This is a genomic window from Fictibacillus sp. 18YEL24 (genome assembly GCF_015903855.1).
GTDB lineage: Bacteria > Bacillota > Bacilli > Bacillales > Fictibacillaceae > Fictibacillus > Fictibacillus phosphorivorans_C.
Genome location: NZ_JACZDT010000002.1, coordinates 674,938 through 701,054, shown reverse-complemented (window position 1 = coordinate 701,054; position 26,117 = coordinate 674,938). Strand labels below are relative to the sequence as shown.

At 41.6% G+C, this 26,117-nt stretch carries 24 protein-coding genes; 8 read left to right on the top strand and 16 right to left on the bottom strand.

Annotation, left to right across the window (positions count from 1 at the left end):
- Positions 1 to 261: 261 nt before the first annotated feature.
- Positions 262 to 1,506, top strand: coding sequence for a helix-turn-helix domain-containing protein (locus tag HU823_RS08780; RefSeq protein ID WP_197221859.1), 1,245 nt, complete (start codon positions 262 to 264; stop codon positions 1,504 to 1,506).
- Between the two features lie 46 nt (positions 1,507 to 1,552).
- Here HU823_RS08780 and tatC read toward each other — a convergent pair whose 3' ends face one another.
- The 3 genes from tatC to HU823_RS08765 form a co-directional block, all read right to left on the bottom strand.
- Positions 1,553 to 2,317 (bottom strand): twin-arginine translocase subunit TatC, encoded by a 765-nt coding sequence (gene tatC, locus HU823_RS08775; RefSeq protein WP_197222009.1) that lies wholly within the window; start codon positions 2,315 to 2,317, stop codon positions 1,553 to 1,555.
- Positions 2,318 to 2,524: 207 nt separating this feature from the next.
- Complete coding sequence (gene tatA, locus HU823_RS08770; RefSeq protein ID WP_066245439.1) at positions 2,525 to 2,710, bottom strand: twin-arginine translocase TatA/TatE family subunit; 186 nt, start codon at positions 2,708 to 2,710, stop codon at positions 2,525 to 2,527.
- A gap of 55 nt (positions 2,711 to 2,765) precedes the next feature.
- Positions 2,766 to 4,397, bottom strand: a complete 1,632-nt coding sequence (locus tag HU823_RS08765; RefSeq protein WP_197221858.1) for a PhoX family protein — start codon at positions 4,395 to 4,397, stop codon at positions 2,766 to 2,768.
- A 351-nt stretch (positions 4,398 to 4,748) separates the two neighbouring features.
- Here HU823_RS08765 and HU823_RS08760 point away from each other — a divergent pair, with 351 nt between their 5' ends.
- The gene (locus HU823_RS08760) at positions 4,749 to 4,901 is read left to right on the top strand and encodes a hypothetical protein (protein ID WP_197129008.1); all 153 of its coding nucleotides are present in this window, start codon (positions 4,749 to 4,751) and stop codon (positions 4,899 to 4,901) included.
- Positions 4,902 to 5,199: 298 nt separating this feature from the next.
- Here the strand turns inward: HU823_RS08760 and prfB are convergent.
- Together prfB and secA are read right to left on the bottom strand one after the other, a co-directional pair.
- Positions 5,200 to 6,298, bottom strand: a protein-coding gene (prfB, locus tag HU823_RS08755) for a peptide chain release factor 2 (RefSeq protein WP_228116152.1) whose coding sequence is annotated in 2 segments (ribosomal slippage) — positions 5,200 to 6,234 and positions 6,236 to 6,298 — 1,098 coding nt in all. Because the reading frame shifts where the segments join, the coding sequence is not laid out codon by codon here.
- A gap of 132 nt (positions 6,299 to 6,430) precedes the next feature.
- Positions 6,431 to 8,950, bottom strand: a complete 2,520-nt coding sequence (gene secA / locus HU823_RS08750) for a preprotein translocase subunit SecA (protein ID WP_197221857.1) — start codon at positions 8,948 to 8,950, stop codon at positions 6,431 to 6,433.
- Positions 8,951 to 9,162: 212 nt separating this feature from the next.
- On the opposite strand from secA, the gene HU823_RS08745 reads away from it, so the two are divergent.
- Positions 9,163 to 9,780 (top strand): hypothetical protein, encoded by a 618-nt coding sequence (locus HU823_RS08745; RefSeq protein ID WP_197221856.1) that lies wholly within the window; start codon positions 9,163 to 9,165, stop codon positions 9,778 to 9,780.
- A gap of 365 nt (positions 9,781 to 10,145) precedes the next feature.
- On the opposite strand, the gene HU823_RS08740 is transcribed toward HU823_RS08745, so the two are convergent.
- Positions 10,146 to 11,774, bottom strand: coding sequence for a long-chain fatty acid--CoA ligase (locus HU823_RS08740; protein WP_197221855.1), 1,629 nt, complete (start codon positions 11,772 to 11,774; stop codon positions 10,146 to 10,148).
- 225 nt (positions 11,775 to 11,999) lie between these two features.
- On the opposite strand from HU823_RS08740, the gene HU823_RS08735 reads away from it, so the two are divergent.
- Positions 12,000 to 13,862: a dihydroorotate dehydrogenase gene (locus HU823_RS08735; protein ID WP_197221854.1), complete on the top strand. Its 1,863-nt coding sequence runs from the start codon at positions 12,000 to 12,002 to the stop codon at positions 13,860 to 13,862.
- 20 nt (positions 13,863 to 13,882) lie between these two features.
- Here HU823_RS08735 and HU823_RS08730 read toward each other — a convergent pair whose 3' ends face one another.
- The 5 genes from HU823_RS08730 to HU823_RS08710 form a co-directional block, all read right to left on the bottom strand.
- Positions 13,883 to 14,365, bottom strand: coding sequence for a DinB family protein (locus HU823_RS08730; RefSeq protein WP_231607343.1), 483 nt, complete (start codon positions 14,363 to 14,365; stop codon positions 13,883 to 13,885).
- A gap of 203 nt (positions 14,366 to 14,568) precedes the next feature.
- Positions 14,569 to 15,123 carry a ribosome hibernation-promoting factor, HPF/YfiA family gene (gene hpf, locus HU823_RS08725; protein WP_144697887.1) on the bottom strand — a complete coding sequence of 185 codons (555 nt, stop codon included), beginning with the start codon at positions 15,121 to 15,123 and terminating at the stop codon, positions 14,569 to 14,571.
- Between the two features lie 422 nt (positions 15,124 to 15,545).
- On the bottom strand, positions 15,546 to 15,746 hold the full coding sequence (cspC, locus tag HU823_RS08720; protein WP_066397937.1) for a cold shock protein CspC: 201 nt from the start codon (positions 15,744 to 15,746) through the stop codon (positions 15,546 to 15,548).
- 240 nt (positions 15,747 to 15,986) lie between these two features.
- Entirely contained in the window at positions 15,987 to 16,184 is a 198-nt protein-coding gene (locus HU823_RS08715) for a cold shock domain-containing protein (protein ID WP_066245425.1), read from the bottom strand.
- Positions 16,185 to 16,414: 230 nt separating this feature from the next.
- Positions 16,415 to 17,614 carry a DUF819 domain-containing protein gene (locus HU823_RS08710; RefSeq protein ID WP_197221852.1) on the bottom strand — a complete coding sequence of 400 codons (1,200 nt, stop codon included), beginning with the start codon at positions 17,612 to 17,614 and terminating at the stop codon, positions 16,415 to 16,417.
- A 202-nt stretch (positions 17,615 to 17,816) separates the two neighbouring features.
- Between HU823_RS08710 and HU823_RS08705 the strand changes: the two genes are divergently transcribed.
- The gene (locus HU823_RS08705) at positions 17,817 to 18,080 is read left to right on the top strand and encodes a YqhV family protein (protein ID WP_171005664.1); all 264 of its coding nucleotides are present in this window, start codon (positions 17,817 to 17,819) and stop codon (positions 18,078 to 18,080) included.
- Positions 18,081 to 18,221: 141 nt separating this feature from the next.
- On the opposite strand, the gene HU823_RS08700 is transcribed toward HU823_RS08705, so the two are convergent.
- Positions 18,222 to 19,100: a LysR family transcriptional regulator gene (locus HU823_RS08700; protein WP_197221851.1), complete on the bottom strand. Its 879-nt coding sequence runs from the start codon at positions 19,098 to 19,100 to the stop codon at positions 18,222 to 18,224.
- A 114-nt stretch (positions 19,101 to 19,214) separates the two neighbouring features.
- Here HU823_RS08700 and HU823_RS08695 point away from each other — a divergent pair, with 114 nt between their 5' ends.
- Both HU823_RS08695 and HU823_RS08690 read left to right on the top strand, forming a co-directional pair.
- Complete coding sequence (locus HU823_RS08695) at positions 19,215 to 20,321, top strand: citrate synthase/methylcitrate synthase (protein ID WP_197221850.1); 1,107 nt, start codon at positions 19,215 to 19,217, stop codon at positions 20,319 to 20,321.
- A 77-nt stretch (positions 20,322 to 20,398) separates the two neighbouring features.
- The gene (locus tag HU823_RS08690) at positions 20,399 to 21,184 is read left to right on the top strand and encodes an AAA family ATPase (RefSeq protein ID WP_197221849.1); all 786 of its coding nucleotides are present in this window, start codon (positions 20,399 to 20,401) and stop codon (positions 21,182 to 21,184) included.
- Positions 21,185 to 21,241: 57 nt separating this feature from the next.
- Here HU823_RS08690 and HU823_RS08685 read toward each other — a convergent pair whose 3' ends face one another.
- Genes HU823_RS08685 through flaG form a run of 4 tightly spaced genes read right to left on the bottom strand, consistent with a single transcriptional unit; the run spans position 21,242 to position 23,901 of the window.
- Positions 21,242 to 21,592: a hypothetical protein gene (locus HU823_RS08685; RefSeq protein ID WP_197221848.1), complete on the bottom strand. Its 351-nt coding sequence runs from the start codon at positions 21,590 to 21,592 to the stop codon at positions 21,242 to 21,244.
- A complete protein-coding gene (gene fliS / locus HU823_RS08680; RefSeq protein ID WP_066397945.1) occupies positions 21,592 to 21,993 on the bottom strand; it encodes a flagellar export chaperone FliS in 402 nt (133 codons plus the stop codon). Before fliS ends, HU823_RS08685 begins: the two co-directional genes overlap by 1 nt.
- A gap of 30 nt (positions 21,994 to 22,023) precedes the next feature.
- Positions 22,024 to 23,541, bottom strand: coding sequence for a flagellar hook-associated protein 2 (locus HU823_RS08675; RefSeq protein WP_197222008.1), 1,518 nt, complete (start codon positions 23,539 to 23,541; stop codon positions 22,024 to 22,026).
- A 21-nt stretch (positions 23,542 to 23,562) separates the two neighbouring features.
- A complete protein-coding gene (gene flaG, locus HU823_RS08670; protein WP_260858312.1) occupies positions 23,563 to 23,901 on the bottom strand; it encodes a flagellar protein FlaG in 339 nt (112 codons plus the stop codon).
- Between the two features lie 259 nt (positions 23,902 to 24,160).
- On the opposite strand from flaG, the gene HU823_RS08665 reads away from it, so the two are divergent.
- Complete coding sequence (locus HU823_RS08665) at positions 24,161 to 26,104, top strand: acyltransferase family protein (RefSeq protein WP_231607341.1); 1,944 nt, start codon at positions 24,161 to 24,163, stop codon at positions 26,102 to 26,104.
- Positions 26,105 to 26,117 lie beyond the last annotated feature (13 nt).

Below are 26,117 nucleotides of genomic sequence, written 5' to 3'. Positions count from 1 at the left end.
AAACTGCGATCAGCACCTCTTTTCTATTTTTTTGAATTTTTAGTAGATTCATATGTAATTGTAAATGCAGGATTGCCTTGCCGCTATCGGGGTTTCACACATGACTTGCTACCTATATCAACACAAAACTTAATAGGATTTTTTTAAAAAATGAGGTGTGAAATAGGGAAATAGCCTTAAAAAACGTTCAACTGAATTGGGGTTTTCTTTAGTAGAATAGAAAAAGGAGAGAATTTCTTAATAGAGATAGGGGGGCATCTCATGCTTGAAGGAAAAATCATAAAATTCTATCGTGAGCTCAGAAATATGACACAAAAAGAGCTCGGAGACGGTATATGTTCAGGTACACATGTGAGTAAGATCGAACGAGGATTGACTGAGGTTTCCAATGAAACGATCCAGTTTTTAGCGGACCGACTACAGATCGATATTCAAAATGAGATGAATTTGTACAAAAACGTAGAACTTCTTTTAAGAAAGTGGGAAGAAGCAATCATCATGAAACTGGACGTCAAAACAGAGAACATTAAAAAGCAACTTGAACAGATCGCTTTGTTGCAGATTCCAGATTTTTATCGCACCCACACCCTTTTGTTAACACGCTATTATATCCTCACTGAACAGAGAAACAAGGCAGAAAAACTTCTTCAAGAGATGGAAAGATGGACCGAACTCTCACCTCGTGAAAAGAGCATGCTTCTGCATATTAAAGGAATCTATGGGCTTCAGATGAAGCATGATTATTATGAGGCTATCGATCTCTTAAAACAGGTAGACCCTACCTATTACAACAACCCAGAATACTATTATCATATGGCTGTCGCGTATCACTCTACCAATTCCCGTGTCTTGTCATACTATTACGCTAGCAAAGCGCTTCGTTTTTTCGAAAAATCGCACTGCTATGCCCGAGTGATTGAAACAGAAATGCTCATGTTGATTCAAATTGAACAAGAGCCAACCAGCGGACCTCAGAACGAAAAATATATAGAATTGATCGAGATGTGCGAGAACTTTGGCCTGGAAAAACAAAAAGCGCTTCTTCTTCACAACTTTGGCTATCACTCTCTTCTTCATAGCCATTTTGAAAATGCGTGTCAGTACTACAAAGAATCGATGCATCTAAAAGATCCTAACACTTCCAACTACTTAGGCTCACTTGAAGGATATGTGAACGCCGCCACTCTTTTAGGAAAAGAACCGAACACCAAGCTTCTTCAACTCGCAGAAAAAGGAATAAAAACAGCTCAAGAGAACGGAAGCACTACGTTTGTTCACTTCTTTCAGATGCATATCTATCGATTGAAAAAGCAATACGACGAATATTATCATTACCTCGAAACAGAACTGTATCCGCATCTTAAAAAGCTAGGTTATGTCTTACCTGCTGAACACTATGAGATCATTCTGTTTGATTTTTATAATAAAAATGGCGATGCTGGACGTGCAAATGAATATGCCAAGTACATTGCGGACAAGAACCGACGTACGAATCAGTTTGTTTAAAACGTACATAAAGAAAGGAAGCCGTAGCGGGCTTCCTTTTCGTCTTTTATGAAGGGCGTCTCATCTGAACGACCTTGTTTTCTTCTTCCATGGCGAGCTGTTCTTTCGCGAGCTTCTTCTTATAGATCACGCGTGACAACATGATGCTGATCTCATAGAGGACAAGTAGTGGAATGACGACTAGGAAATCTGATACTAAGTCTGGCGGTGTGATTAAGACAGCAACGACAACAAGTCCGAAATACGAGACTTTTCTAGCTTTTGTTAAGACGTGTGGATTTAAGATGCCAAGCGACGTTAGGAACATAACCACTAACGGAATCTCAAACAAAAAGCCGAACGGAAGTGTCAGATTCATCATGAACTTAAAGTATTTTTCTGAGGTGAAGAACGTTTGGAAATGCCCTTCTGATAGACCTAAAAGGAAATTTAATACCATGGGATACACGATAAAATAGCCGAATGATAGACCTAGTACAAATAAGAAAAATAGTGCTGGAATGTAAGACAGTGTCACTTTCTGCTCTCTTTTACTCAGTGCCGGTTTGATGAACATCCACGTTTGATGCGCGGCAACCGGAATGGTGAACGCGATCGCGATGACACCGGATATCATAAAATACACCCATAAAATCTCGCTTGGTCCAAGAACAGCAAGCTGCTGATCAAGATCTCGAATCAGCCAGTCATAAATCGGCTGAACGTAGAAAAAAGAAACGGAAAGTACCGTTATGAATACGGTGAGCGTGATAATGATCCGTTTTCTTAGCTCACCAAGGTGTTCAACGAAGTACATCTCTTCAGCTTTCATCATCATACAGCCTCCTTTCTATTAATAGCGGTTCATTTTGGTTTTGTTGTGCCGTGTTTGGACTTTAGATTCATGTGCTTTGGAGTTCAATCCAGAAGTTTTGACTCCCAATCCACAAGTTCCTGCTCTCAATCCACGAGTAAAATCGTAACTGGCATGAAGAAAAAAGATGCGGACTTTAACCGCGCCCGCATCTTCCACTTTTCTTTATTTAGACTGCGGCTTTTCTTCTTTTTCATCAGAAGACATGAGGTCTTTTGCTGAGTTCTTGAACTCGCGAAGCGTGCTTCCGAATGCTCGTCCGATCTCTGGCAGTTTAGATGGTCCGAATATGATAAGCGCAATGATTAAGATTAAGATCAATCCTGGTACTCCGATGTTTGTGAAACCCATGTAGATCGCCTCCTCAAATTTTGGTGATCATTTGTTACCTTCTTGTCTCAAAAAATTAAAACTTGAATCCAGTAATGGCTACAACAGATGGACGCGGTGTGTTACCACCTCGTACTTGCGGCCACGTGCTTGTTGGATTTGCTTTATCTTTCGTTTCTTCACCAGGGTGCTGAACACTTAGGAACAATGTTTTTTCGTTCGGTGTGAAAGATGGTCCTGTTAACTCTGCTTCTTTTGGAGCAGATGCAAACTGGAACGCCTCTCCTTTGTCACGGCCGATCGTCGGAATCATGAACATGCCGTTGTTACCAAAGCTTGTCCACGCACCAGAATTCAGCTTGCTCGATGAAATGTCTGTCACAGTCCAAAGGTTTGCGTTTGAATCAAACGTTAGATTGTCAGGTGCACTAAATCCGCTTTGACGACCTCCTGCTGCAAAGATCTCGAATTCAAAGCTCTCTGCACCGTGATCTTCGTCTTTTTCAAAAAAGCGTGTGATGTGGCCATGAATGTTGCCATGTTTGTCGTTATTCGTGTGTGCGATGAATACCGTACCGTCAAGTGGTGAAATTTCCACATCCTCTGGACGATCTGTTGGTGTCGCACCTAGAAGGATTGCAGCATCATGTGCGTTAACCACTACATCACCTTGTGTTTGGAACTTTTCTAAAAGCTCAGCTTTCCCTGCTGCTTTTTCACGAACAGCTTCAATCGTTAACGGAAGCCATTTGCCGTTTGCAAGATCTGCGGCATAAAGTGTTCCCTCTTCTAAAAGCTTGCTGTTGTCTTTTCCTTTAGTAGGAGCGTACTTGCCTTTACTCACAAACTTGTACACACAAGCATCCTTTTTGTCATCTCCCATATAAACAACGACTCGTCCGTCGTTCGAGATTCCAACGCTTGCATTTTCATGATTGAAACGTCCAAGAGCCGTGTGCTTTCTTACTTTGAAGTTCGGATTAAAAGGATCGACTTCGATCACCCAACCATAATGCGTTTGATCGAGATTAGCTGCTTTTGAAGTATCTTCGAAATTTTCTTCACACGATAATACGGTGTTCCATGGTGTACGTCCGCCAGAACAGTTTGCAAACGTTCCTTGTGCCGTAGTTGCACCGTTTACTGCTGCCGTACCTTTTGCCGGGCCAGTTAGTTTGAACGGCGTTAGTCCTGTTACACGTCGTGCGTAAATCGAATTTTTATCCATTACCCACTTGCCGTTCTTCACTTTCACTTCAATAATAGAACCGCCTTGATTGTAGAGCATCTTTTCAATCTGAGCAGAAGTATACTTGTCGTTTACTTTTTCGCCTTCTACATATAATGGATTCGTGTACTCATGATTTACCCATAGCAAACCATGCTCACTGGATTTGTCGATTGGAAAATACATCGTAAAATCATTGTTGAATCCGAACGTGTCACCTTTTTTATTAATTACATCACCATAAGATGCAATCACTTCATATTTATATCCTTTTGGAAGAACAAGATCATCTTTGTCCGTTGGTGCGATCGGGTGAAACTTAAATCCTTTTTTACGAGGTTTCATGCGCATCAAGCTATCTGATTGAGCGTTAGCTGTATCTGATAAAGCTCCTAATCCTGTCGTAGCTGCAGCAAGTGCCGTTGCGCCTGTACCCAAATATGTTAAAAAGGTTCTTCTATCCAATGGCTTCTTTTCCATGTCATTTCCCCCTAGACCTATAAAATTGATGTTGCATCTATAAGAATACTGTCGAAATGTTAAGCCACTATGTAGAGGATTTAAACAAACGTTTAAGAATTTTTTGTTTTTTATAAAGTTACGATGTTTGCCGACATAAAATGAATATGGCTAACGATAGAGTCAGAAGGAATTGATAATTACCTCATCAAACCTTTTAACAGGTGAAGATTTCTGCTATAGAAAATATAAGTTGGGAAAATAGGGCAATTTCCTTTATACTAAAGAAGACAGATGTCCATGTTTTTTCCCAATATACATTCCGATTTAGATAGGTATAATTAACTAGAGAGCTTTATTAGGAGTGAAGCCATGCAAATAGAAGTGGGGAGTTTCGTCATTTATAACGGCCAGGAGTATCAAGTCGTTTGGATTTATGACAATGGAAACGTGGAGATTGTAACAGACGGACAACATAGAAAGATCGAGCTCGTACAAGAGGGAGATCTCACACACATACGATAAAAAAACTTCCGGAAGCAAACAGCCCGGAAGTTTTGTTTTTATATCATTATTTTAGTTTGTGTTTTTGTTAGCTTGTTATTTGAAGCTTGCTTGTAACTTAATGTTTTTTGTTTAGCACCCTCGACAAGTTGAACGGAGCGGAAGGTGTGAGACTCCTGCGGGACAAGCGGTCAGGTGAGACACTTAAAGGCGCAAAGCGGCAAGTGGCTCACCGCCTGCCCCGCGGAAAGCGAAGCACCTGGAGCGCAGATCAGCCACTTTCAAGTACCTCGAAGCATCACCAAACTAAAAAGGTTTTTTACAACTTAGAACGCAAATAAGAATCAATAAACGGCGTGATCTCGCCATCCATCACAGACTGCACATTACCAACCTCAGTATTCGTCCTGTGATCCTTCACAAGACTATAAGGATGGAAAACATAAGAGCGAATCTGACTTCCCCACCCGATCTCTTTTTGCTCACCACGAATTTCATTCAACTGTGCCTGCTGCTCTTCCAAACGACGCTGCACCAATTTCGCCATCATCATCTTCATCGCACGCTCACGGTTCTTGATCTGCGAACGCTCCGTTTGACACGAAACGACTGTATTCGTTGGAATATGTGTCATACGAACCGCAGAGTCAGTCGTGTTAACGTGCTGACCACCTGCTCCTGACGCACGATACGTATCGATCTTAAGGTCTTCTGTACGGATTTCGATCTCTGTATCATCGGTGATCTCTGGCATCACTTCACACGAAACGAATGACGTGTGACGACGACCTGATGAATCGAACGGTGAGATACGAACAAGGCGGTGAACCCCTTTTTCAGCCTTCAAATAACCATAAGCATTATGTCCTTTAATGCTCAGCGTTACAGATTTCACCCCTGCTTCATCACCTGGCAAGTAATCGAGCGTTTCTACTTTGTACCCTTGGCGCTCTGCATAACGCGTGTACATACGAAGCAGCATGGACGCCCAGTCTTGAGACTCTGTACCACCCGCACCTGGGTGAAGTTCTAAAATCGCGTTGTTTTTATCATACGGTTCGTTCAATAAAAGTTGAAGCTCAAAGTCATTCAGCTTCGTGATCAAGGATTTCAGATCTTTTACAAGTTCTTTCTGAAGATCTTCATCCGCTTCTTCTTTTACAAGCTCGTGTGCGATCTCTAGATCTTCATAAGCAGAAGCAAGTTCTTCAAACTCGTTCACTTGTTCTTTTAGCCCGTTCGCTTCATTAATCACGACTTGTGCAGCGTTTTGATCATCCCAAAAAGTTGGTGCACTCATCTCTTCATCTAGTTCTGCGATACGTGCTTTCTTCGTATCGAGGTCAAAGAGACCCCCTAAAGTCGTTGATACGTTTTTCAATAACGTTTAATTCCTGTTTTACTTCTACTAAATCCATAGTCTTTGCACCTCATCTTATAATTGTTCCATCTTTAAAATATGCGAACGCTGTTAAAATTAACCCTTTTTCACGTCTGCTTACAAGCGCAAAGAGAGCCTATAAAAAGACTCTCTTCTCTCACGCAACTTTCTATTCTTGTTCAGCTCCGTGACATTGCTTGTATTTCTTTCCGCTTCCGCATGGACAAGGATCATTACGCTTGATGTCTTGTGCTTTACGAACCGGTTTCTTCTTTTTCGCTGTATCTTGTTTATCGCTCGGAACAACGGCTTTCCCTTCAGCCACTTGTTCACGCTGCATGTTTTGCTCGATCTGCGATTTTAAGATATAAGTTGTAACTTCCTCTTCGATTGCAGCAACCATCGCTTCAAACATCTCGAAGCCTTCAAACTGGTATTCACGCAACGGATCGTTCTGACCATACGCACGCAGGTGAATACCTTGACGAAGCTGTTCCATCTGGTCGATGTGATCCATCCACTTGCTGTCAACTGAACGTAAGATTACTGCTTTTTCGAACTCAGCGATCTGTTCAGCAGGAAGCTGTGTTTCTTTTTCAGCAAACGCTGCATGTACTTTCGCTTGAATCTTCTCGATGATCTCTTCACGATCAAGACCAAATAGATCTTTTTCTGTAAATGTCGGCTCTGTGAACATAACTGCATTCACATAATCCGCGATTTCTTTCGTGTTCCACTCTTCTTGAACTTCTGCTTCTGGTGTATGAACCGTCACGATTCGCTCAAGTGTAGAATCAATCATACGAAGAACGATATCGCTTAAGTTCTCAGCATCTAGCACTTCTTGACGCTGTGCATAGATGATCTCACGCTGTTGACGCATAACATCGTCATATTGTAAAAGCTGTTTACGAGCATCAAAGTTCGATCCCTCTACACGTTTTTGTGCAGATTCAACGGCTTTTGTAACCATTTTAGACTCGATCGGCGTCTCTTCATCCATGCCAAGACGCTCCATCATCGTCATCAAGTTGTCTGAACCGAATCGACGCATCAATTCATCTTCCATCGAGATGTAGAAACGAGATGAACCTGGATCTCCTTGACGACCCGCACGACCACGCAACTGATTATCGATACGGCGTGATTCGTGACGCTCAGTTCCAAGGATGTGCAGTCCGCCAACTTCAAGAACGCCTTCACCAAGCTTGATATCCGTACCACGACCAGCCATGTTCGTTGCGATCGTAACCATGCCAAGCTGACCCGCATTTTCAATGATCTCCGCTTCACGCTCATGGTTTTTCGCGTTCAACACGTTATGCTTGATCTTACGCTTCGTTAAAAGCTGCGAAAGAAGTTCAGATGTTTCAACGGCAACCGTACCGACAAGGATCGGCTGTCCTGTTTTATGACGCTCTTCGATTTCAGCAGCAATCGCTTTGAACTTGCCTTGCATCGTTTTATAAATAAGATCTGCTCTGTCATCACGCGCGATCGGACGGTTCGTCGGAATACAGATAACATCCATGTTGTAGATGTTGCGGAATTCTTCTTCTTCCGTTTTCGCCGTACCCGTCATACCAGCAAGCTTATTGTACATACGGAAGTAGTTCTGGAACGTGATCGTCGCGAGTGTCATGCTCTCACGCTGAATCTCTAGACCTTCCTTCGCTTCGATCGCTTGGTGAAGTCCATCGCTGTAACGACGACCAGCCATCAAACGTCCCGTGAATGGGTCAACGATAACGATCTCGCCGTCTTGAACGACATAATCCACATCACGCTGCATGATGATGTTCGCTTTTAACGCTTGGTTAATATGGTGATTCAGTGTTACGTGCTGATAATCATATAAGTTATCGATCGAGAACATCTGCTCCGCTCTGTTGATACCTTCTTCAGAAAGCTGAACGTTCTTCGTCTTTTCATCTACTGTATAATCTGTTTCTTTTTTCAGCTGACGCACGAACATGTTCGCCATCTGATAAAGTTGCGTTGATTTTTGGGCAGAACCTGAAATGATGAGCGGTGTACGTGCTTCGTCAATTAAAATTGAGTCAACCTCATCGACGATCGCATAATTACGGCGCTGAACCATCTGCTCTTTATAAACAACCATGTTGTCACGCAGATAATCGAAGCCGAACTCATTGTTCGTACCATATGTGATATCTGCTGCATACGCATTACGTTTCTCTTCCTTTGAGAGGTCAGATACGTTCAATCCAACACTTAAACCTAAGAAATTGTATAGCGGCGCCATGATCTCAGAGTCACGACGAGCCAAATATTCATTGACTGTAACAACGTGAGTACCTTTGCCATCTAGTGCGTTCAAATAAATAGGCATTGTCGCAACTAGCGTTTTACCTTCACCGGTTTTCATCTCTGCAATGTTACCTTCATGAAGCGCAACCGCACCCATAATCTGTACAGGATAATGACGCATGTTTAATACACGAGCTGATGCTTCACGCACAGTCGCAAACGCTTCAGGGAGAAGGTCATCCAGAGATTCCCCTTTTTCGATACGGCTCTTGAACTCAGCCGTTTTGTTCGCCAAAGCTTCATCATTTAAAGCTTTAAACTCTTCAGCTAACGTTTCCACTTTTTCCGCAATTCTCTCGTATCTATTCAACGTTCGGTCATTGGAACTTGGAAAAATCTTTTTCAAAATGCTAATCATCCGAATAACGCTCCCTGTTCTCGAAAATTATATACCACTTCTATTCTACCAGTTTGTGAAACGAGCCACAAGAAATCCCAAATCTTTTCATCGGAATTGTAGCATTCATCGTAAAGTAACTTCCTATATATGTGAAAAATTTGACACTTCCATAGAGACTGCGGACCTAAATTTTGGTAAAATAATATAAAGATGGATGGGGGAGGTTCTGAATGGAAAACACAGATCTAAACAGGACAGATAACGCTGGGCAAGGACAAAAAGCGCAGCTGCAGCAAAATAAGCAGCGAAGTGAAAAAAGCAAAACGATCATTCTCACCCTCGTTCTCAGCTTCTTCATCATCGGCGGCCTTGGCACATGGGGATATTATTCAGTGTTTAATTCTGCGGCGAGTGTAGATGCACCGTCTGATGAGGAATTAACGGAGGCAGAAAAATCAAGCGGTACTGCTCTCTTCAAGCCGACCATAGAAGTTCCAAAGACCGAGATCCAAAGACGAATCAATGTGATACACGAATTTTGGAACAATGAACTCGGCTATGATAAATGGTCGAAATATAACATAGACACACATACACCAGTATTAAATGAAATAGAGATCGATATACGGAATAAGATTCTGCCCTATGTTGCGGGTCCATTAAAGACAGACATCGAGAACGCTCTTAAAAAAATTGAGAAGAGTAAGAGTTCTGAGAGTGTAGAACCACTAAAAGGCGTTCACCGCATTTTTCACGATCTTGATATGTCGTTGAACGACTACAAAGCTAGTGATTATTGGGACGTAACAGAAACAGGTAAATGGATTGAGAAAGAAATAGAAGAGTAGGTAGATTTGGCACTGTTCTCGTGGTTTTCTGAGGGTGGTGTTTTTTTGTTTGCCAATGAAGTTTTGAGTGATGATTTGACTGAAGGATCCAGGAGATAGATAGTGCGCTTTGTCGAACTTTCGATAAATAATTTTATCCGTGAAATTATCGCTGTTATACGTGAATATATTGCAATTTACCGTGAATAAAAAGCAGCTATCCGTGAATATATTTTATGATGTATTTTTGAGGTAGACATAATGACTTTGTGTCCAGCAGATACATACTTTTTTCCTATAGCTCACAAATTTATAGGCGATTATTCTCTTCCCCTTCGCAAAAAAAAGAACTTCTCAAACTTTTGAGAAGTTCTCTGCATACATTTTTACGATTTCGCGGTCGTCATATAATGGTCTTTCAACTGATCACGCAACGTCCGCTTTAAAAACTTACCAACCGACGTTTTCGGGATCTCATCCATGAACACGATATCGTCTGGAATCCACCATTTTGCAAACTGCGGCCTCAAAAACTCAACAATATCTTCTTTTGGCACTTTTCCTTTTGCCTCAGGCTTCAATACTACACATGCGAGTGGTCGCTCCTGCCATTCAGGGTGAGGCACCGCAATAACGGACGCTTCAAAAACATCCGGAAACGCCATGATCGCATTCTCTAGATCAACAGACGAAATCCACTCACCACCGCTCTTGATAAGGTCCTTCGTCCGGTCGACAATTTTCACGAACCCTTCTTCATCTACCGTAACGACATCCCCGGTATGAAGCCAGCCATCATTGAACGTCCCTTCCGTCCGATCATCGTTGTAATATTCGTCCGCTATCCAGTTCGAGCGCAGCAACAGCTCACCCATCTCGTGACCGTCCCACTTCACTTCCCCGTTCGCACCGATTACTTTCATCTCAACACCTTGAACGACATAACCTTGTTTCGCTTTGTAATCAAATTTCGTTTCTTCGTCCAAATCTGCTTGATAGGTTTTCAGTCGCGTTGCGATTACAAGTGGACTTGTTTCCGTCATACCATAAGCATGCATGAACGGAATATTATGTTTTTCTTCGAACGTTTTTATCATCCCTTTTGGTGCAGCAGATCCTCCGCAAATAACCGCTCGAAGACTAGAAGTATCATAACTATTCTGTTCGAGTTCTTGAAGAAGCCCCATCCAAATCGTTGGTACACCTGCAGCAAAGGTTACTTTTTCCATCTCAATCAGTTCCGCTAAAAGCTGTGGCGTGAATCGCGGTCCAGGCATCACTTGCTTCGAACCGAACCAGGTTGCCGCATATGGAAGTCCCCAAGCATTTACGTGGAACATCGGCACAACTGGCATAAGAACATCACTTTCTGATACAGAACCGCCATCGGCAAGTCCTAGTGACATCGAATGTAGTACGGTTGAGCGGTGCGTGTACGTTACGCCTTTTGGATTTCCTGTCGTGGCAGATGTATAGCACATCCCGACTGGATCGTTCTCATTGACATCCTGCGGAAATTCGTAAGCCGGATCACCAGCTTCTACTAGTTTTTCATAATGATAGAGAGGCTGAAGTGGCGATTGCGGCAGCTCGTCTTCATCGGTCATCAATATAAACGCTTTTACATTAGGAATATGGTCTTTAAGTGCTTCAACAAGAGGCAGGATGTCCTGATCTACGAACAAGATCTGGTCATCAGCGTGATTGATAATGTATGCAATATGCTGAGGGGAAAGTCGGATATTGATCGTGTGAAGAACAGCTTCAACACCTGGAATGGCGAAATAAGCTTCTAGATGACGATGGTGATTCCATGCAAGTGTTCCAACCCGCTCACCTTTTTGAATACCAAGGCGCTTTAGCGCGCTCGAAAGCCTGCGTGTTCGTTCACCAATCTCCCGGTAACTGAACTTTCTGATCCCTGACATCGTACGGCTCGTTACTTCCTTTTTCGCAAAATACCGCTCCGCATGCTCTAGCATACTCGTAACTCGAAAAGGCACATTCATCATCATAACTACTTCTCCTCCTTAAATAGTAAACATAGTCATTAGTGTAAGCGTTTTCTTGTTACTCACTAGTTCCCCTTACCTACTTCAAAATCCTGCTGTTAAAACAGATTCCTCAGAACGAAACGCAGAAAAACACGAAAAAAATTTTCCAGCTGAAAAAAGTTTGAAATTTCATCCAGAATTTGCGATACACTTATAAAAAAACGGCATAAAAAGGAGTGTTTTCTTATGCCTGATTGGTCGTATCATACCTTTTTTAAACCGCTTCTGTTTCGCATGAAATCAGAGACAAGCCGCGATCTCACTTTACATACGATGAACACCCTCGCCAAACTGCCATTTGGTGATAAAATCATACAGTTTTTTGGCCATATGCAGCCAAGCAAAGAATTGGAACAAAAGCATGCTGGGATCACCTTTCCTTCACCTGTTGGCGTTAGTGGTGCATTAGATCCTCATCTGAATGGTACAAAAGCGTTCACTAACCTTGGCTTTGGTTTTATTGAAGTAGGGCCGATTACAATCGAGCCTCAGATTTCTAAAAAACCTATCAGACGAGATATAGAAAAAGAAACATTGGTGTATGGAAATCTTCATGAAAATTTGGGTCTTGATGCTACAGTAGTGAAACTTCAATCTATGAAGAGAACAACAATTCCACTGGGGATAATGATTAAGGGAGAAGCACTTCAGGAATATGAGAAGCTTGTTCAAAAGCTGGATGAACATGCTGCATTCTTTGTTATCGATACGCAAGGCGCTTCTTATTTAGACCATATTCGGGAGCTTACACCTAAACCTCTTGTATTGGAACTTACTCATAAAAAGGTGATGAACTTTACAGAAGATATTCCTGTGGATGGATATATCATTCGTGAAGGAATTGAAAGGGATGATGGCGTCGAACTCGGACAGATGGAGATACATCATCTAAAAGAAAGTATTCAACAGCTCTTACCTTATAACAAGCCCATCATTGCTTCTGGTGGCGTCCATGAACCGAGTGATGCGATGGAACTTTTTCGTGAAGGCGCATCTCTCATACAGCTTCATAGCGGATTTGTTTATTCCGGACCAGGTCTTCCGAAGCGCATCAACGAACGAATTTTGTATGAACAACAGCCTATTTCTAAACCCGCTGAACAAACAGGTTGGATCTCCTTTTTCCTGATGGGACTTGGCGTATTCATCGCAGGCATCATCGCTTTAATCATCGGACTAACAGAAGTTCTTCTAGCGTATGATGAACAATATTTAGGCATACAAAAAGAAGAGATTCAAAGGTTCAGTCATCACCTGTTTCATTTTATGTCTCATGACCGGATTTGTCTGGCAGGTGTTATGATTTCGGCAGGTTTCATGTTCATGCAGCTTTCGTATCACGGGATTCGAAAAGGGGAACATTGGGCAAAAAAGGCATATGTGATCGCTGCAGCTCTCGGTTTCTTAAACATCTTTTATTTTATGGGCTTCGGCTATTTTGACAAGCTTCACTTTATCTATTATTTAATTATCCTTCCCTTTTTCCTTTATGGGCTTTATCAATCTCGAAAGCTCACTACGGGATCAAAAGGGTTGAATCTCTATAACACGATATCTTGGAAAAGAAGTCAGCTTGCGCAGAGCTTATTTATCGTATCAGGTATGTGCTTGCTCTCTGCGGGAATCGTGATTTCCATCATCGGAATGAACGGAGTTTTTGTAAAAGAAGACTTAATGTTCTTCGCACTTACACCTGAACAAATCACTGCGTTCAACGATAAATTAATTCCGTTAATCGCACACGATCGCGCTGGATTTGGCGGTGCTTTGATCTCAGAAGGATTTTTATTGTTAACCATAGCGTTATGGGGATATCGTGAAGGAGCAAAATGGGTGTGGTGGACACTGGCACTCGGTGGTATGCCAGGATTTCTAACAGGCGTTGGTACACATTTTATGATTGGGTACGACAACCACTTTCATCTTTCACCCGCTTATCTATTGTTTGTCTTTTATTTCGTAGGATTGGTTTATTCGTATGGTTATTTAAATCGCAGTGGTAAAACTCAGTTGAGAAATGTTTCTGTATGGAAAGAAGAAAAAGTGTAGACGTGGAGTCTGCACTTTTTTCATTTTGCTTGTGTTTGTTTTTGAAGATGAATCGCTTTTTTTATAGCGAGGATCGTTCCTAAATGAAGACCTTCATGATAAAACGTGCGGGGCAGCACTTCTGCAAATGTATTCATACCTAGTTCAGTTGGTTCATCTAATTCTTGATGTAGTCGATGACCAAACTGCTCCCCAATCACTTGAACCTGCTCCATCAGACGGTGACGAAGTTCTTGAAGAGTTGGGGGCGTCTGCTTCCAATTCTCTGGCTTCGTTCCATAACCGAATAACTCTCGATAATGAATCGGCGCTGGATGATCTTCACGGATCTTATGATACAGCCAATCGTACTGATCCAAAAAAATATGCCCCAAGTTCCAGCGGATGTTGTTGTTAAATCCCTCTGGCACAAAATCTGCTTCTTCCTCAGTGAGTCCTTCAACAGCGCTTAACGTGTTATGACGAAACGCTGCGAGTTGTTTTAACAGGATATCGTTTTTCATGGTTAGCGGCTCCTTCATTTTGAAAATATCGGCAAGAATGCAGTTTTATCGGCGAGATTCAGAATTTATCGGCAAGAATTCAATTTTATCGGCGAGTTTTCAATTATATCGACAAGTTCTAAATTTTATCGGCAACCTTACTTCCAAAAATTTAAAACACACCCCAAAAGTGTCATGGGGTGTGTAGTCTAGTTTTGTATATGTTAGTTCGTTCCTGCAATCAGGCCATATTTGCCGTCTTTACGTCTGTACACGACGTTCATCTCACCAGATTCAGCATTGTTATAAACGAAGAAATTATGGCCGAGTAATCCCATTTGGAGAATGGCTTCCTCTGTGTCCATTGGTTTCAGATCGAATCGCTTTTCACGTACGATTTCGAAATCGTCCTCTTCCTCTAACAGTGCCGTTGATACGCCTTCTGTACCGTTAGCAAACATGTGCTTTGTGCCTTCAGCATTTCTAAATTTACGGTTTACTTTTGTTTTGTGCTTTCGAATTTGACGCTCTAATTTTTCTACCACCAAATCAATCGCAGCGTATAAATCCAAATGACGTTCCTCTGCACGAAGCAGCAGGCCCTTCATCGGTATCGTAACCTCAATGGATTGTTCATTGTTGTACACCTTTAGATTGACGTGTACTTCAGAATTTGGAGTTTCGTTAAAGTATTTTGTGAGTTTCGTCACCTTTTTCTCAACGTAAGCCCTAATGGCTTCAGTCACCTCGATGTTTTCTCCACGAATGTTAAAATGCATAACTTAACTCCTCCTTTCGGTGATGTATATATATTTCGATATACCCCAAAAGAATTCCTCCGTAACATTTAAAATATTTTGACAATATTTTTACACTGTCGACAAATTCTTTACAATGCTGACAAACCTTATACTACCGGGGAAAAATACATTCTGTACTCTTTCAAATATTTTTTTTCTTTGAGAAGATCAACGTATTGCTTATATTTACCAATGTAGATTTGAAGGAAAAATAAATTTCACTTACATTCTTTTAGTTTCAAACTATGTGGTATACTAGGAATTAACCTTTTAAGCTTTAAACTTTTTACAAAACCTGTTCCATCCCCCTACTCGATCCTTGAGTAGGGTTTTTTTTATGTATTTTTTTAGACAAACAAAAAAACAGGCTCTAAAGAGAACCTGTTTTGGTATAACGAAGCTTATGCTTTTTGAACGTTAGCAGCTTGAGCGCCACGAGCACCTTGCTCAACTTCGAAAGTTACTTTTTGACCTTCGTCTAAAGATTTGAAACCATCAGATTGGATAGCTGAGAAATGTACGAATACATCGTCTCCGTTTTCGCGCTCGATGAATCCGAAACCTTTTTCTGCGTTAAACCATTTTACTGTACCTTGTTCCATGTTTGTTGCCTCCTAGTGCGTTACCACACGATATATTGCTACTCTTGCCCAAAGTATTGCTAAAGAAGAAAAGTCGAAACTCATACAATCTTTTACGCCGAACAAAAATAATCTATAACCATCATAACAGTGATTGCGAAATGATGCAAACTAATCATTCATAATATGAAATATTTTCTAGAAATAAAAACCCGCCTGCGGTAACAGACGGGATTAAAAGTATGGTCATAGTGCCTTGAATTATAGTTTAGTTACGTTTGCCGCTTGAGGCCCACGAGCTCCATCTACAATATCAAACTCGACTTGCTGACCTTCGTCAAGGCTTTTGAATCCGTCAGTGTTGATTGCAGAGAAGTGTACGAACACATCGTCTCCGTCTTCGCGCTCAATAAATCCAAAACCTTTTTCTGCGTTAAACCATTTTACTTTTCCTAACATGCCTTTCACAATCCCTTCATCATGCGAATCTTTGTATAGATCTTCTATACACTTTATAGTATGACATATACCCAAAAAAGTTGTCAAAGGCTTAAGATTAGCGAAAAATGAGAAGTTTTGTCGAAAAATCTCCATGTTTGATTTTGCATAAAAATACACTTTCGACATCTATTATACAAATAGAATTAATAAAAAAGAACCGATCAAAATCGAACGGTCCTCAAAAAAATTTACATCTGTGAAACCATCTGTGCCAGCTTTGCACAAATAATTGCGCCATACGTTCCAACAATGTTACCGAGTAAGCCCATTAAAAGGCCGACTGGTGCAAGCGCTGGTTGGAAAACAGAGGCTACAACAGGTGCGGAGCTTGTCCCACCGATGTTTCCTTGTGATCCAACCGCAACGAAAAACATAGGTGAACGTAATAACCTTGCTGCCGCGAACAAGAAAAGAATATGAATGGCTAACCACACGATTCCCATTAAAATATATTGAGGTGCTTCCACCACATAGATCAGGTTCGCTTTTGCCCCGATTGTTGCAAGCAATAGATAGATCCCTGCGTACCCTACTTTACTCGCTCCGTAATTTTCTAATTCACGAACCTTTGTAAAAGATAGCACGATACCAATCGCAGAGATGATCATGATTGTCCAAGTAGCAGTGTTTAGAATATCTCCTTGTGGCAACTTCTCAGAAAACTTCCCTACTATAAATGCTAGACCAAAACCAAGACCAAGAATCGCAAGCAATTGCGGAACAGCGATCGGACGAGCATTCTTTTTCTCAAGCTCACCAACCTGCTTATTCACTTCTCCAATGATGCGGTTATCGGCTTTGTTCCACTTGTCAAAACGAGCTTGGTACCCAGCAAGCGCGATCATAATTCCCATCCAACTGTATCCAACAACCGTATCGACTACGATGATCGGTGACAGAATATGTTCTGGTGTGTCCACCGCTTCAACGAGCGCTGCCATATTCGCAGAGCCCCCGATCCAGCTACCCGCTAGTGCAGCTACACCTGTCCAAGCGGCCTCTGGCAAGTACGGCTGGAAGATCGCGAGTGCTATTGGTCCACCAACGATTACCCCTACCGTTCCCGCTAAAAACATGAGGATCGCTTTCGGTCCAAGTTTGAGTGTCGCTTTTACATTGATAGATAAAAGCAATAACAGCAGTCCAACCGGCAGTATGTAAGCGGAAACAAAACTGTATAAATCAGAACTTGAAGGTATGATGCCAAGAGTCGTTGAGATCATCGGCAAAAAATACGTCCAGATCAGTGGCGGTGCATAGTGGAAAAACTTCCGTAGAATGTGGTTTTTGGATTCGCCTAAGATGAATACGAAGCCAACTAGTGCTACTAGATAAGCAAAAATCGCCATCGGCTCCTGAATGAGCGGTCCATTTGATGTTGCAAACATATCCCTATTCCCCCTTAAAATGACTTGAGTGACAAGTATACACTAAAAAATCTTCATTACCTGTATAGTCCTTTAATTGCAAAGAGTGGGAATAGTAGCAACTTTTTTACACTTCTAATCGAAGCTTGGCCACATATAATGCACTATACAGCGTAGGAACATTAAACAGTTGTTTAAAAGGAGGCAATGGACGTTGCTGCAAATGATTGAAAAAGTCGTACTAGCTATGGCGGCCATTCGTATTTTATCCGGTACCCTTGAGATTACAGCAGCACTTTTCATGCTGCACTATAATACGGTTGAGCGAGCACTCGTCATCAATTCCCTGCTTTCCATCATCGGGCCGATCATCTTTTTCTCGACGATGACGCTTGGAATCTATGGATTATCAACGAAATTATCATTCGGCAGCTTAATCTGGATCATGTTAGGCGTCGTTTGTATTGTTTATGGGATAAAGAGATAAATGATATGGCTTGATTTCAAATAATCTCGCAGAAACAACAAATAATCTCACGAAAATTACTATTAATCTCACGAGAAATTTCATTTTGTCGCGAAAAAAGCCAACATAAACGCGAGTCGACAAAGCGAGCTTGCCAGCTGCTTAAAACCGATACCCAGACAAATACGTCAGAAACTCTTGTTGTTTACCATGATTGTACTTCGTTAACGCATAGGTATGAGCATCCGGAATGTCCACTGAATAACAGTCCACCTCTAGCAATCGTCCTTCTAACAGCTCTCTTCTTACTGTTGATAAAGGTAAGAACGAGATTCCTAACCCTTCTGCAATAAAACGTTTTGTTATGTGAATCTGAGACACCTTCATCATTCGAACGCCGGGATAACGGGATTTCACACGTCTGCAAAGATCATCCCAATATCCTGGATGGTTATGAGTTAATAGATAGTTTGAAAGCAGCACTTCTTTTTCATCCAGGGGCGGCGCTGCTTCGAAATCCAGCCCATCGTGCGGTGCCACTAAGACGATCTTGTCTTGATAAAGCATCTGACTCGTAATCTCAGCATGTGAACTTCCTAAACAAGAAAGCCCAAGGTCCACATCCTCGTTTAAAACCGCTCTCTCAATATCTTCTGAATCAATAATTTTTATCGAAATCTCCACATCGGGATTAGCCTTTACATATCGTTTCAAAACAGAAGGCAGAATCGTATCTGCAATAAGCGGTGAGATTCCGATACAAAGCTTCGTATCATAGCCTTGTTGAAACGCGTTTAGATCTTCTAGTCCACTTTCATACACTTCCATCAGCTTTCTTGCATGCTGCAGGTACCTTCTCCCTTCCGCCGTCAACTTCACTCTTCTGCCATCTCGTAAAAATAGTGACATCCCTAATTCAGATTCCAGCATTTTAATATGTACAGAAACAGAGGGCTGAGAAACATGAAGAATTTCAGACGTTCTTCTAAAATTTTCGCATTCTGCCGCAGTAATAAAAGTTTGTAGCCAAGAGAACTCCATCCTTCTTCAATCCCTTCTGATTAACTTTTCTTATCAAATCAATTAAAAACAATTAATATCATATATCAATTTCATTCTATACAATGATACTAAATAATGGAAGGAGTGAAAACCATGATGCAAAAAGGACTTAAAGGAATCGTTGCAGCGGAGACAGCGATCAGCCATATTGATGGTACAGAGGGCAAGCTAATCTACAGAGGGTATGAGATCGGGGACCTTACTTCACGTTTTTCGTTTGAAGAAGTAGCACACCTTCTTTGGTTCGGTGAACTTCCTAACGATGAACAATTACAAAATCTCACAAGCGTACTTATAATAAATCGTGAGCTTCCTCTTCATATAAAAACAATCCTAGACCACCTGCCTGAAGACATGGATATGATGAGTGTAATCCGAACGGCCATTTCCTCTGAAGGTGTCTCAAGTTACGGATGGAAGCCAACCGTGTTACAAGCCATTCGGTTAACGAGTCTTGTTCCGATCGTCATTTGCTATTGGACAAGTCTTTTAAATGGTAAGCCTTTTGTTGAGCCATCTACCGAGTTAAGTCATGTTGAAAACTACCTATATATGCTTACAGGTGACATACCGAGTAAAGCCCATACACTAGCACTTGAAACCTACATGATCTTAACGCTCGAGCACGGAATGAACGCTTCCACTTTTTCAGCTCGGGTTACAGCATCGACCGAATCGGATATGGTTTCAGCCGCAACATCTGCGATTGGAACGATGAAAGGACCACTCCATGGCGGAGCACCTTCAGCGGTCATTGACTTGCTAGACGAAATTAGAAAAGCTGGAAGTGCTGAACAAGTGATACGAGGTAAATTGGAGAATGGTGAGAAGCTGATGGGATTCGGACATCGTGTTTATAAAACACACGATCCACGAGCAGTTGCACTAAAAGGAAAACTTTTAGAGTTGGTCGGTGAAGATGAGTGGTTAGATCTCGCGCTGGAAGTAGAAAAAACAGCAATAACGTTACTACAGGAATACAAACCAGGCAGAGCGTTGTATACGAACGTTGAATTCTACGCTGCAGCGATTATGAAGGCGATCGAACTAGATCCTGCTTTATTCACTCCTACCTTTACAGCAAGCAGAATGGTTGGATGGACCGCTCACATTTTAGAGCAATCAGAAGACAACACGATTTACCGTCCACAGTCCGTGTATACCGGGAAGTTTCACGATAAAGTAACAATTAACGAATAGCCATTCTCTATAGAAGCATCTCTAAACTCAGTGGTAGAATTAAAAGTAAGAACTCTTTGAGAAAGAGGTGCTTTTTCGTGATTCTAAAATCAGTTCTATACAGAAAAGATACGAAACAAGATGGATATCCATTTCAGCTTCCGCTTCTTCAATCCTTAGAGTCTCTTCACTTTCAAAAACCTGTCACCATCTTAGTAGGTGAAAATGGAACAGGGAAATCAACGTTGCTCGAGGCAATCGCAGATCAAGCAGGTTCTGTTCAGATCAATCGGTCAGAAAAAGAGAACACCGCCATCAAAAAAATGGCCAAACAGTTAAAATTGACGTGGAGTGTGAAAACAAAAAAAGGATTCTTTCTAAACGCAGAAGACTTTGTTAGCTTTGTGAGGCGAGCAGCAGAAATGAAAAAGACCGCGCTACAAGAATTAGCAAACATTGAAGTGGAGTACAAAGACAAGTCTGCTTATGCGAAGAGCCTTGCTTCCCTACCACACAATCGAACGCTCGCTGAACTCAAGGAACTTTATAATGATGGTCTAGAGTTTCGGTCACATGGAGAACGTTTTTTAGATTTTTTTCAATCACGCTTTCGCCCGAACGGCTTATATATTCTCGACGAGCCAGAAGTTCCGCTATCCCCTATGAAACAGTTAAGTTTTATATCGATGTTAAAAGAGATGGAGCAACAGAACGCACAGTTCATTATTGCGACTCATTCTTCCATCTTGATGGCCTATCCTGGTGCAGAAATTATCAGTCTCGATTCCCTGCCACCCGCTCCAACTCCTTACGAAGAACTGGAACATGTGCAGATCACGAAAAACTTTTTGGAGAGTCCGGAGAGGTTTTTGAGGTATTTGTAATCTACTGATTTCCACGTAAAAAAGGCACTCAGCTAATCCACAGCTAGTGCCTTTTAATTAATTCTTCTTATCAAAATACATCCCATCCACTGAAACTGACTGATACGGGTTCGCGTAGTGGGTATTTTTTTCTTTCTTTTTCTTCATCGTTGAAAGATTATGCTTAATCTCTTCAAACTGCCGCGTTAAAAGAGGATCGATCGTCTCATTCATCTTCAGAATCAAACGCCCCATACGCTGTTCGTCTTCCGAATACGTGGCAGGTAAGTTGCTGATTGTCGCTTGACGCTGATCGAGCAGTTCATTTAAACGATCGATATAGATTTCGCGCTCTTCTTTCGGCAAACCTGCGCTCACATGATCATACAGGTTCTTCGTAATCTCAAGCAGAATTTTCACGACAGGCATCACACGCGCCCTGTTTCGCCATGCTGCATGCGGCGGTTGATCTGAATCACTTCTTTCCACGTATTGCGGAAATCCAGCACATAGTCTTCCACTTCATCCAAGATCTTCACGTCATTTTGAATGTTTGCTTCAATCAGACGACGGTTGATGTAATCGTACATCGTCATTAATGACTTTGATACTTCAAGGTCCATATTCAGCGTGACCATCAATTCTTGAATGATCTTTTGTGCTTTTAATAGATTTGTATTCTTTTGTTCTGTATTTTTAAGTTCGATCCCTGTTCGCGCGAGACCGATAAATTTTAAACATCCGTTATAGAGCATGAGCGTCAACTCGCCGGGAGACGCCGTTTGGACTGAGTTATTTTGATACGCCTTGTTTGCGTTAAGTATGGACATGTAAAGGTAACACTCCTTTTTGGTTTGAAATTACTGTCCGCCGCCAAACTGCTGCATTAAGTACATGGATTGTTGGTTGGAACGTTGAATCGCTGACTCCATGGCCGAGAACTGACGCCAATAGCGGTCCTCCACCTGCTTCAGACGATCTTCAAAAGCCGAGATACGCTTGTCTACATCAGTTAACTCTTTCCCTAGCGTAAACTGAGCATTTGTACGAAGTGCGTTTCCTGCTTTTAGTTCGATTTTGTCGACAGTCTGATCAATCGAGGCACGCAGTTTTTTCGCAATGCCTTCCACGTTATTTGTGCTATCGCCAGTGAACATCTTCATTACAGCTTCAGGATTCGCCGCTAATGCTTCTCTTAGTTTCTTATCATCGATCTCTAGTTTCCCTTTATCGAGGTAGTTACGAGAAGTTGTGATTCCGATCTCAGAAAGCTGATCATATTTCGTGTCTCCTGTATTAACAGAGGCATATAAAACCGAACGCATCGTGTTCAAACCACTCGATAGGATAGAATCTCCACGCAGCATCCCGCTCTTCGCCTTCTCATCCCACAGTTCCGCTTCTTTTTCAGATAAGTCTTTACGCTGTGCATCCGTTAGAGGAGGAAAATCACGGTACTTAGTTTCAGCAGTCTTTTTATTGATCGCTTCAATCGTTTCGTTGTATTTCTTTACAAAATCTTTAATGGAAGTGATTACACCTTCAGTATCTGTAGTTGAGCTAATGGTGGATTCTCCTACTGCTTTTAGTGAATAGGAAACCCCGCTGATTGTGAAGTTGTTGGATGTGCGCTCTATCCCAGTAATCCCATTAAGATCGAATTTAGCGTTTACTCCATTGTCAGAGTTTGCTGCACCAAGATTTTTCCCATCAATTGAAAAACCAAGATTAGAAAAGAACGTAACTGTATCAGCACTTTCAAGAGAGAGATTCGAACCTTTACCTGTTAAGTTATTTGAAATTGCAAATTTCCCTGTAGATTCATCATAGAATGCAGACATTTCAAGCCCTGCTTCTGAAAATTTCTTCGCAACAGACTCTAGAGTATCCTTTGTTGGGTCAATTGAAATTGTTTTCTCAGCTTCTAGCGTTGTGCTTCCTGGTTTTTGAACTTTAAATTTCAGTTCAATGGGTGTTGTTCCAAATGCTGCATTAACATCTTTTAATAGCTCGGTACCTTTGGCCTTAACGCCAGCATCTAAAATCGGCGCAGATACCCAGTTCCTTGCTGTTGCCAGCTGAGTAACCTTAATGTTTGATGTAATATTAGAAGCACTTCCCGCTGCAGTTGCAGTTACCGCATTTGGATTCGTACTTGTGACTGTCTTCTTATTAAACGTCCCTTGAAGAGCGATACCGTCTAAAACGAAACGATCGAGATCAGTCAGCAGCTTATTCATCGAACGATAATCATCACGCTGCCACTCTAGCGTTGTTTTCTTTTGCGCTAGTTTATCGAGTGGGATGCGCTCTGCTTTCATTAAGTCCCCAACGATCGTATCGATGTCCATTCCGCTGGCTAATCCGCCAATTCTCATACTCACGGTTCATCACCGTCCCTAAATTTTTTTATCTACAAAAATACCCATAAAGTCAATCATATCTGCATACATATCAAGGAACTTTTTGTTTGGAATCTCCTTGAGCACCTCTTGTGTCACTTCGTCCACGACCTGAACGTAATAATCGTTCAACTTTTCGTGAAGCACAAATTTTGAAGAAGTGTGTGTTGGCTTTAACATATCGTTCATCGCATCAATCACTTTTTCTAGTGATTCTTTCGCTGGTTTACTCTGTACTGAAGCTTCGGCTTGAGTCGTTTGTTCTGGTTGGTTTTGGCTTTTAAGCACAGGCTCAGACTTTTGAAATACAGGAGAACTAATCGATTGCAGTTCCACCTTCATCGCCCCTTTTATTTTCTCTAAAATTTATATCGGATTAATCAAAAAATTGTTGAGGAAGAGTAAAGAAAGAAGTCCAGAAAAAAATTTTATTACAATTCTATGAAACTACTCAATCTTCTAATTATTTATTGTAAAATAGTTGCTTAGGAACATAAAAAATGTAGAAAAATGACCAATAATGTCTGCGGCATTTACATATAGCAATACATACTCTAAAAAATGAAAAATTGAAAACGAGAGGATTCTGGCAGTAATGAAACACCGACAATCGAAGCAACAACGAAAACGCAGCCAACAGCCTAACTCAACCGTTAAGCAAACGAAAGCCATGGAACAACCTCTACACAGAAACAGATACATAACTGGCCTGGATGGGCTCAGAGCCATCGCCGTACTTGCAGTTATCGCCTATCATCTGAATTTTGAATGGGCGGCAGGCGGTCTACTAGGGGTTACTGTCTTTTTTGTTTTATCAGGATATCTAATAACCGATCTATTAATCACTGAATATGTAACGACAAATTCTATTAACTTTAAAAACTTCTGGATCCGCCGAGCCCGAAGGTTATTGCCAGCCATGTTTACGATGCTTCTCGTCGTCGTCACATACGTAACCTTGTTCGAGCCATCCATGCTTGAAAAACTTGAAGAAGATACCGTTGCAGCCATTCTTTATGTAAGCAACTGGTGGTATATATTCCAAGATCTTTCGTATTTTGAAAGCTTTGGACCCCCTTCCCTACTAACCCACTTTTGGTCGTTAGCGGTGGAAGAACAATTTTATATCTTATGGCCTTTAGTCATTATCGTTCTATTAAAAATGAAAGTTCGTGAAGGTTCCCTGTTTTCTATGATGCTAGCAGGTGCACTTATCTCAGCAGCAGCTATGACACTCATGTACGAACCAGGTGCAGATCCGAGCCGTATCTATTACGGAACAGATACGCGCGTGTTCTCCCTTCTACTAGGAGCAAGTCTTGCTGTCATCTGGCCAAGCCGCAAACTGTCTAGTACTCTACCACCAGAAATTCGTTGGAAACTAGACTTTGTCGGACTATCCGCACTCGCTTTTATCTTTTACATGTTCGCAAGCACGGATCAATATCAAGACTTTCTCTACCAAGGTGGAATGGTCGCGATATCTGTTGCCGCTCTTTTAGTAGTAGCCGTTATGGTCCACCCATCAAGCAGACTCAACACTTGGTTAAGCTTTAAACCGTTACGCTGGGTCGGCATTCGTTCGTACGGAATCTATCTGTGGCACTTCCCAGTAATTGTTCTGACGAGCCCTCAATGGGGAGCGGATTCGCCAAGCTTTTTTAGAACGACATTTCAGATTGTACTCATCTTAGTCCTAGCTAACCTATCTTGGAAATACATCGAAAACCCGATCCGTAAAGGTGCGTTATCGAGATTCTGTCGAGTAGTGAAACGCGGTGAATGGAAACGTGAGCGGTCGTTTATCGGAAAGTTTGTGTTAACAGCTTGTATTCTAGGTCTTTTCATGTGCGTATCTGCAATCGGCTTCACGACAACTTCAGTAGCGTTAAGTAAAGGTAAAGTAATCTCTGCTATACAAGACAAAGTTGGCAATGAAGAGCCACCGCCAGAGAATACGGTGAGACCAGAACCGAAGCCTGATACGCCAAAAGAAGACGAAAAAACTGAAGAAAAGCCTTCTGAAGAAACACCAACTAATGATGAAGAAAAAGATGAAGAGAAACAACCTGTTCAAGATACACGCTCACTCTCTGTCATCGGTGACTCCGTCATGATTGATGTGATACCTCATATAGAGGAAGTATTTCCAAATGCAAAAGTGGACGCGAAGATTGGACGGCAGTTTAGAGAAGCTGAAGATCTTGTTCAGCAGAAGAAAAGCTCAGGCAGTTTAGGAGAGATTGTTGTTATCGAGCTTGGAGCGAACGGGCCACTATCTGAAAAGAGAATGCATAATTTAATTGAATTAATCGGTGATCGAGATATTTATATGATTACAGCGCGTGTTCCAAAGCCTTGGCAGCGGGAAGTGAATGAGACGATTTCTAATGTTGCTCAAGAGTACAAACACGTTAAAGTTGTAGACTGGTTTGAGATGAGTGAATCTCACCCAGAGTTCATCGGTAATGATGGTGTTCATTTAACACATACAGGTGCAAAAGAATATGCAGAGTTTTTGATTAAACATATTAAATAAAAAGTTAAAGCCA

Coding starts and splice junctions, on each gene's coding strand:
- tatC (WP_197222009.1), bottom strand. CDS start 2,317: ATGAAAGCTGAAGAGATGTACTTCGTTGAACACCTTGGTGAGCTAAGA.
- cspC (WP_066397937.1), bottom strand. CDS start 15,746: ATGGAACAAGGTACAGTAAAATGGTTTAACGCAGAAAAAGGTTTCGGA.
- HU823_RS08730 (WP_231607343.1), bottom strand. CDS start 14,365: ATGAAAAACGATATCCTGTTAAAACAACTCGCAGCGTTTCGTCATAAC.
- HU823_RS08665 (WP_231607341.1), top strand. CDS start 24,161: ATGAAACACCGACAATCGAAGCAACAACGAAAACGCAGCCAACAGCCT.
- HU823_RS08740 (WP_197221855.1), bottom strand. CDS start 11,774: ATGATGATGAATGTGCCTTTTCGAGTTACGAGTATGCTAGAGCATGCG.
- HU823_RS08765 (WP_197221858.1), bottom strand. CDS start 4,397: ATGGAAAAGAAGCCATTGGATAGAAGAACCTTTTTAACATATTTGGGT.
- HU823_RS08715 (WP_066245425.1), bottom strand. CDS start 16,184: ATGTTAGGAAAAGTAAAATGGTTTAACGCAGAAAAAGGTTTTGGATTT.
- HU823_RS08780 (WP_197221859.1), top strand. CDS start 262: ATGCTTGAAGGAAAAATCATAAAATTCTATCGTGAGCTCAGAAATATG.
- hpf (WP_144697887.1), bottom strand. CDS start 15,123: ATGCATTTTAACATTCGTGGAGAAAACATCGAGGTGACTGAAGCCATT.
- HU823_RS08685 (WP_197221848.1), bottom strand. CDS start 21,592: ATGCCTGTCGTGAAAATTCTGCTTGAGATTACGAAGAACCTGTATGAT.
- HU823_RS08675 (WP_197222008.1), bottom strand. CDS start 23,541: ATGAGAATTGGCGGATTAGCCAGCGGAATGGACATCGATACGATCGTT.
- tatA (WP_066245439.1), bottom strand. CDS start 2,710: ATGGGTTTCACAAACATCGGAGTACCAGGATTGATCTTAATCTTAATC.
- HU823_RS08695 (WP_197221850.1), top strand. CDS start 19,215: ATGATGCAAAAAGGACTTAAAGGAATCGTTGCAGCGGAGACAGCGATC.
- HU823_RS08710 (WP_197221852.1), bottom strand. CDS start 17,614: ATGTTTGCAACATCAAATGGACCGCTCATTCAGGAGCCGATGGCGATT.
- HU823_RS08745 (WP_197221856.1), top strand. CDS start 9,163: ATGGAAAACACAGATCTAAACAGGACAGATAACGCTGGGCAAGGACAA.
- HU823_RS08760 (WP_197129008.1), top strand. CDS start 4,749: ATGCAAATAGAAGTGGGGAGTTTCGTCATTTATAACGGCCAGGAGTAT.
- secA (WP_197221857.1), bottom strand. CDS start 8,950: ATGATTAGCATTTTGAAAAAGATTTTTCCAAGTTCCAATGACCGAACG.
- HU823_RS08705 (WP_171005664.1), top strand. CDS start 17,817: ATGATTGAAAAAGTCGTACTAGCTATGGCGGCCATTCGTATTTTATCC.
- HU823_RS08700 (WP_197221851.1), bottom strand. CDS start 19,100: ATGGAGTTCTCTTGGCTACAAACTTTTATTACTGCGGCAGAATGCGAA.
- fliS (WP_066397945.1), bottom strand. CDS start 21,993: ATGTCCATACTTAACGCAAACAAGGCGTATCAAAATAACTCAGTCCAA.
- HU823_RS08735 (WP_197221854.1), top strand. CDS start 12,000: ATGCCTGATTGGTCGTATCATACCTTTTTTAAACCGCTTCTGTTTCGC.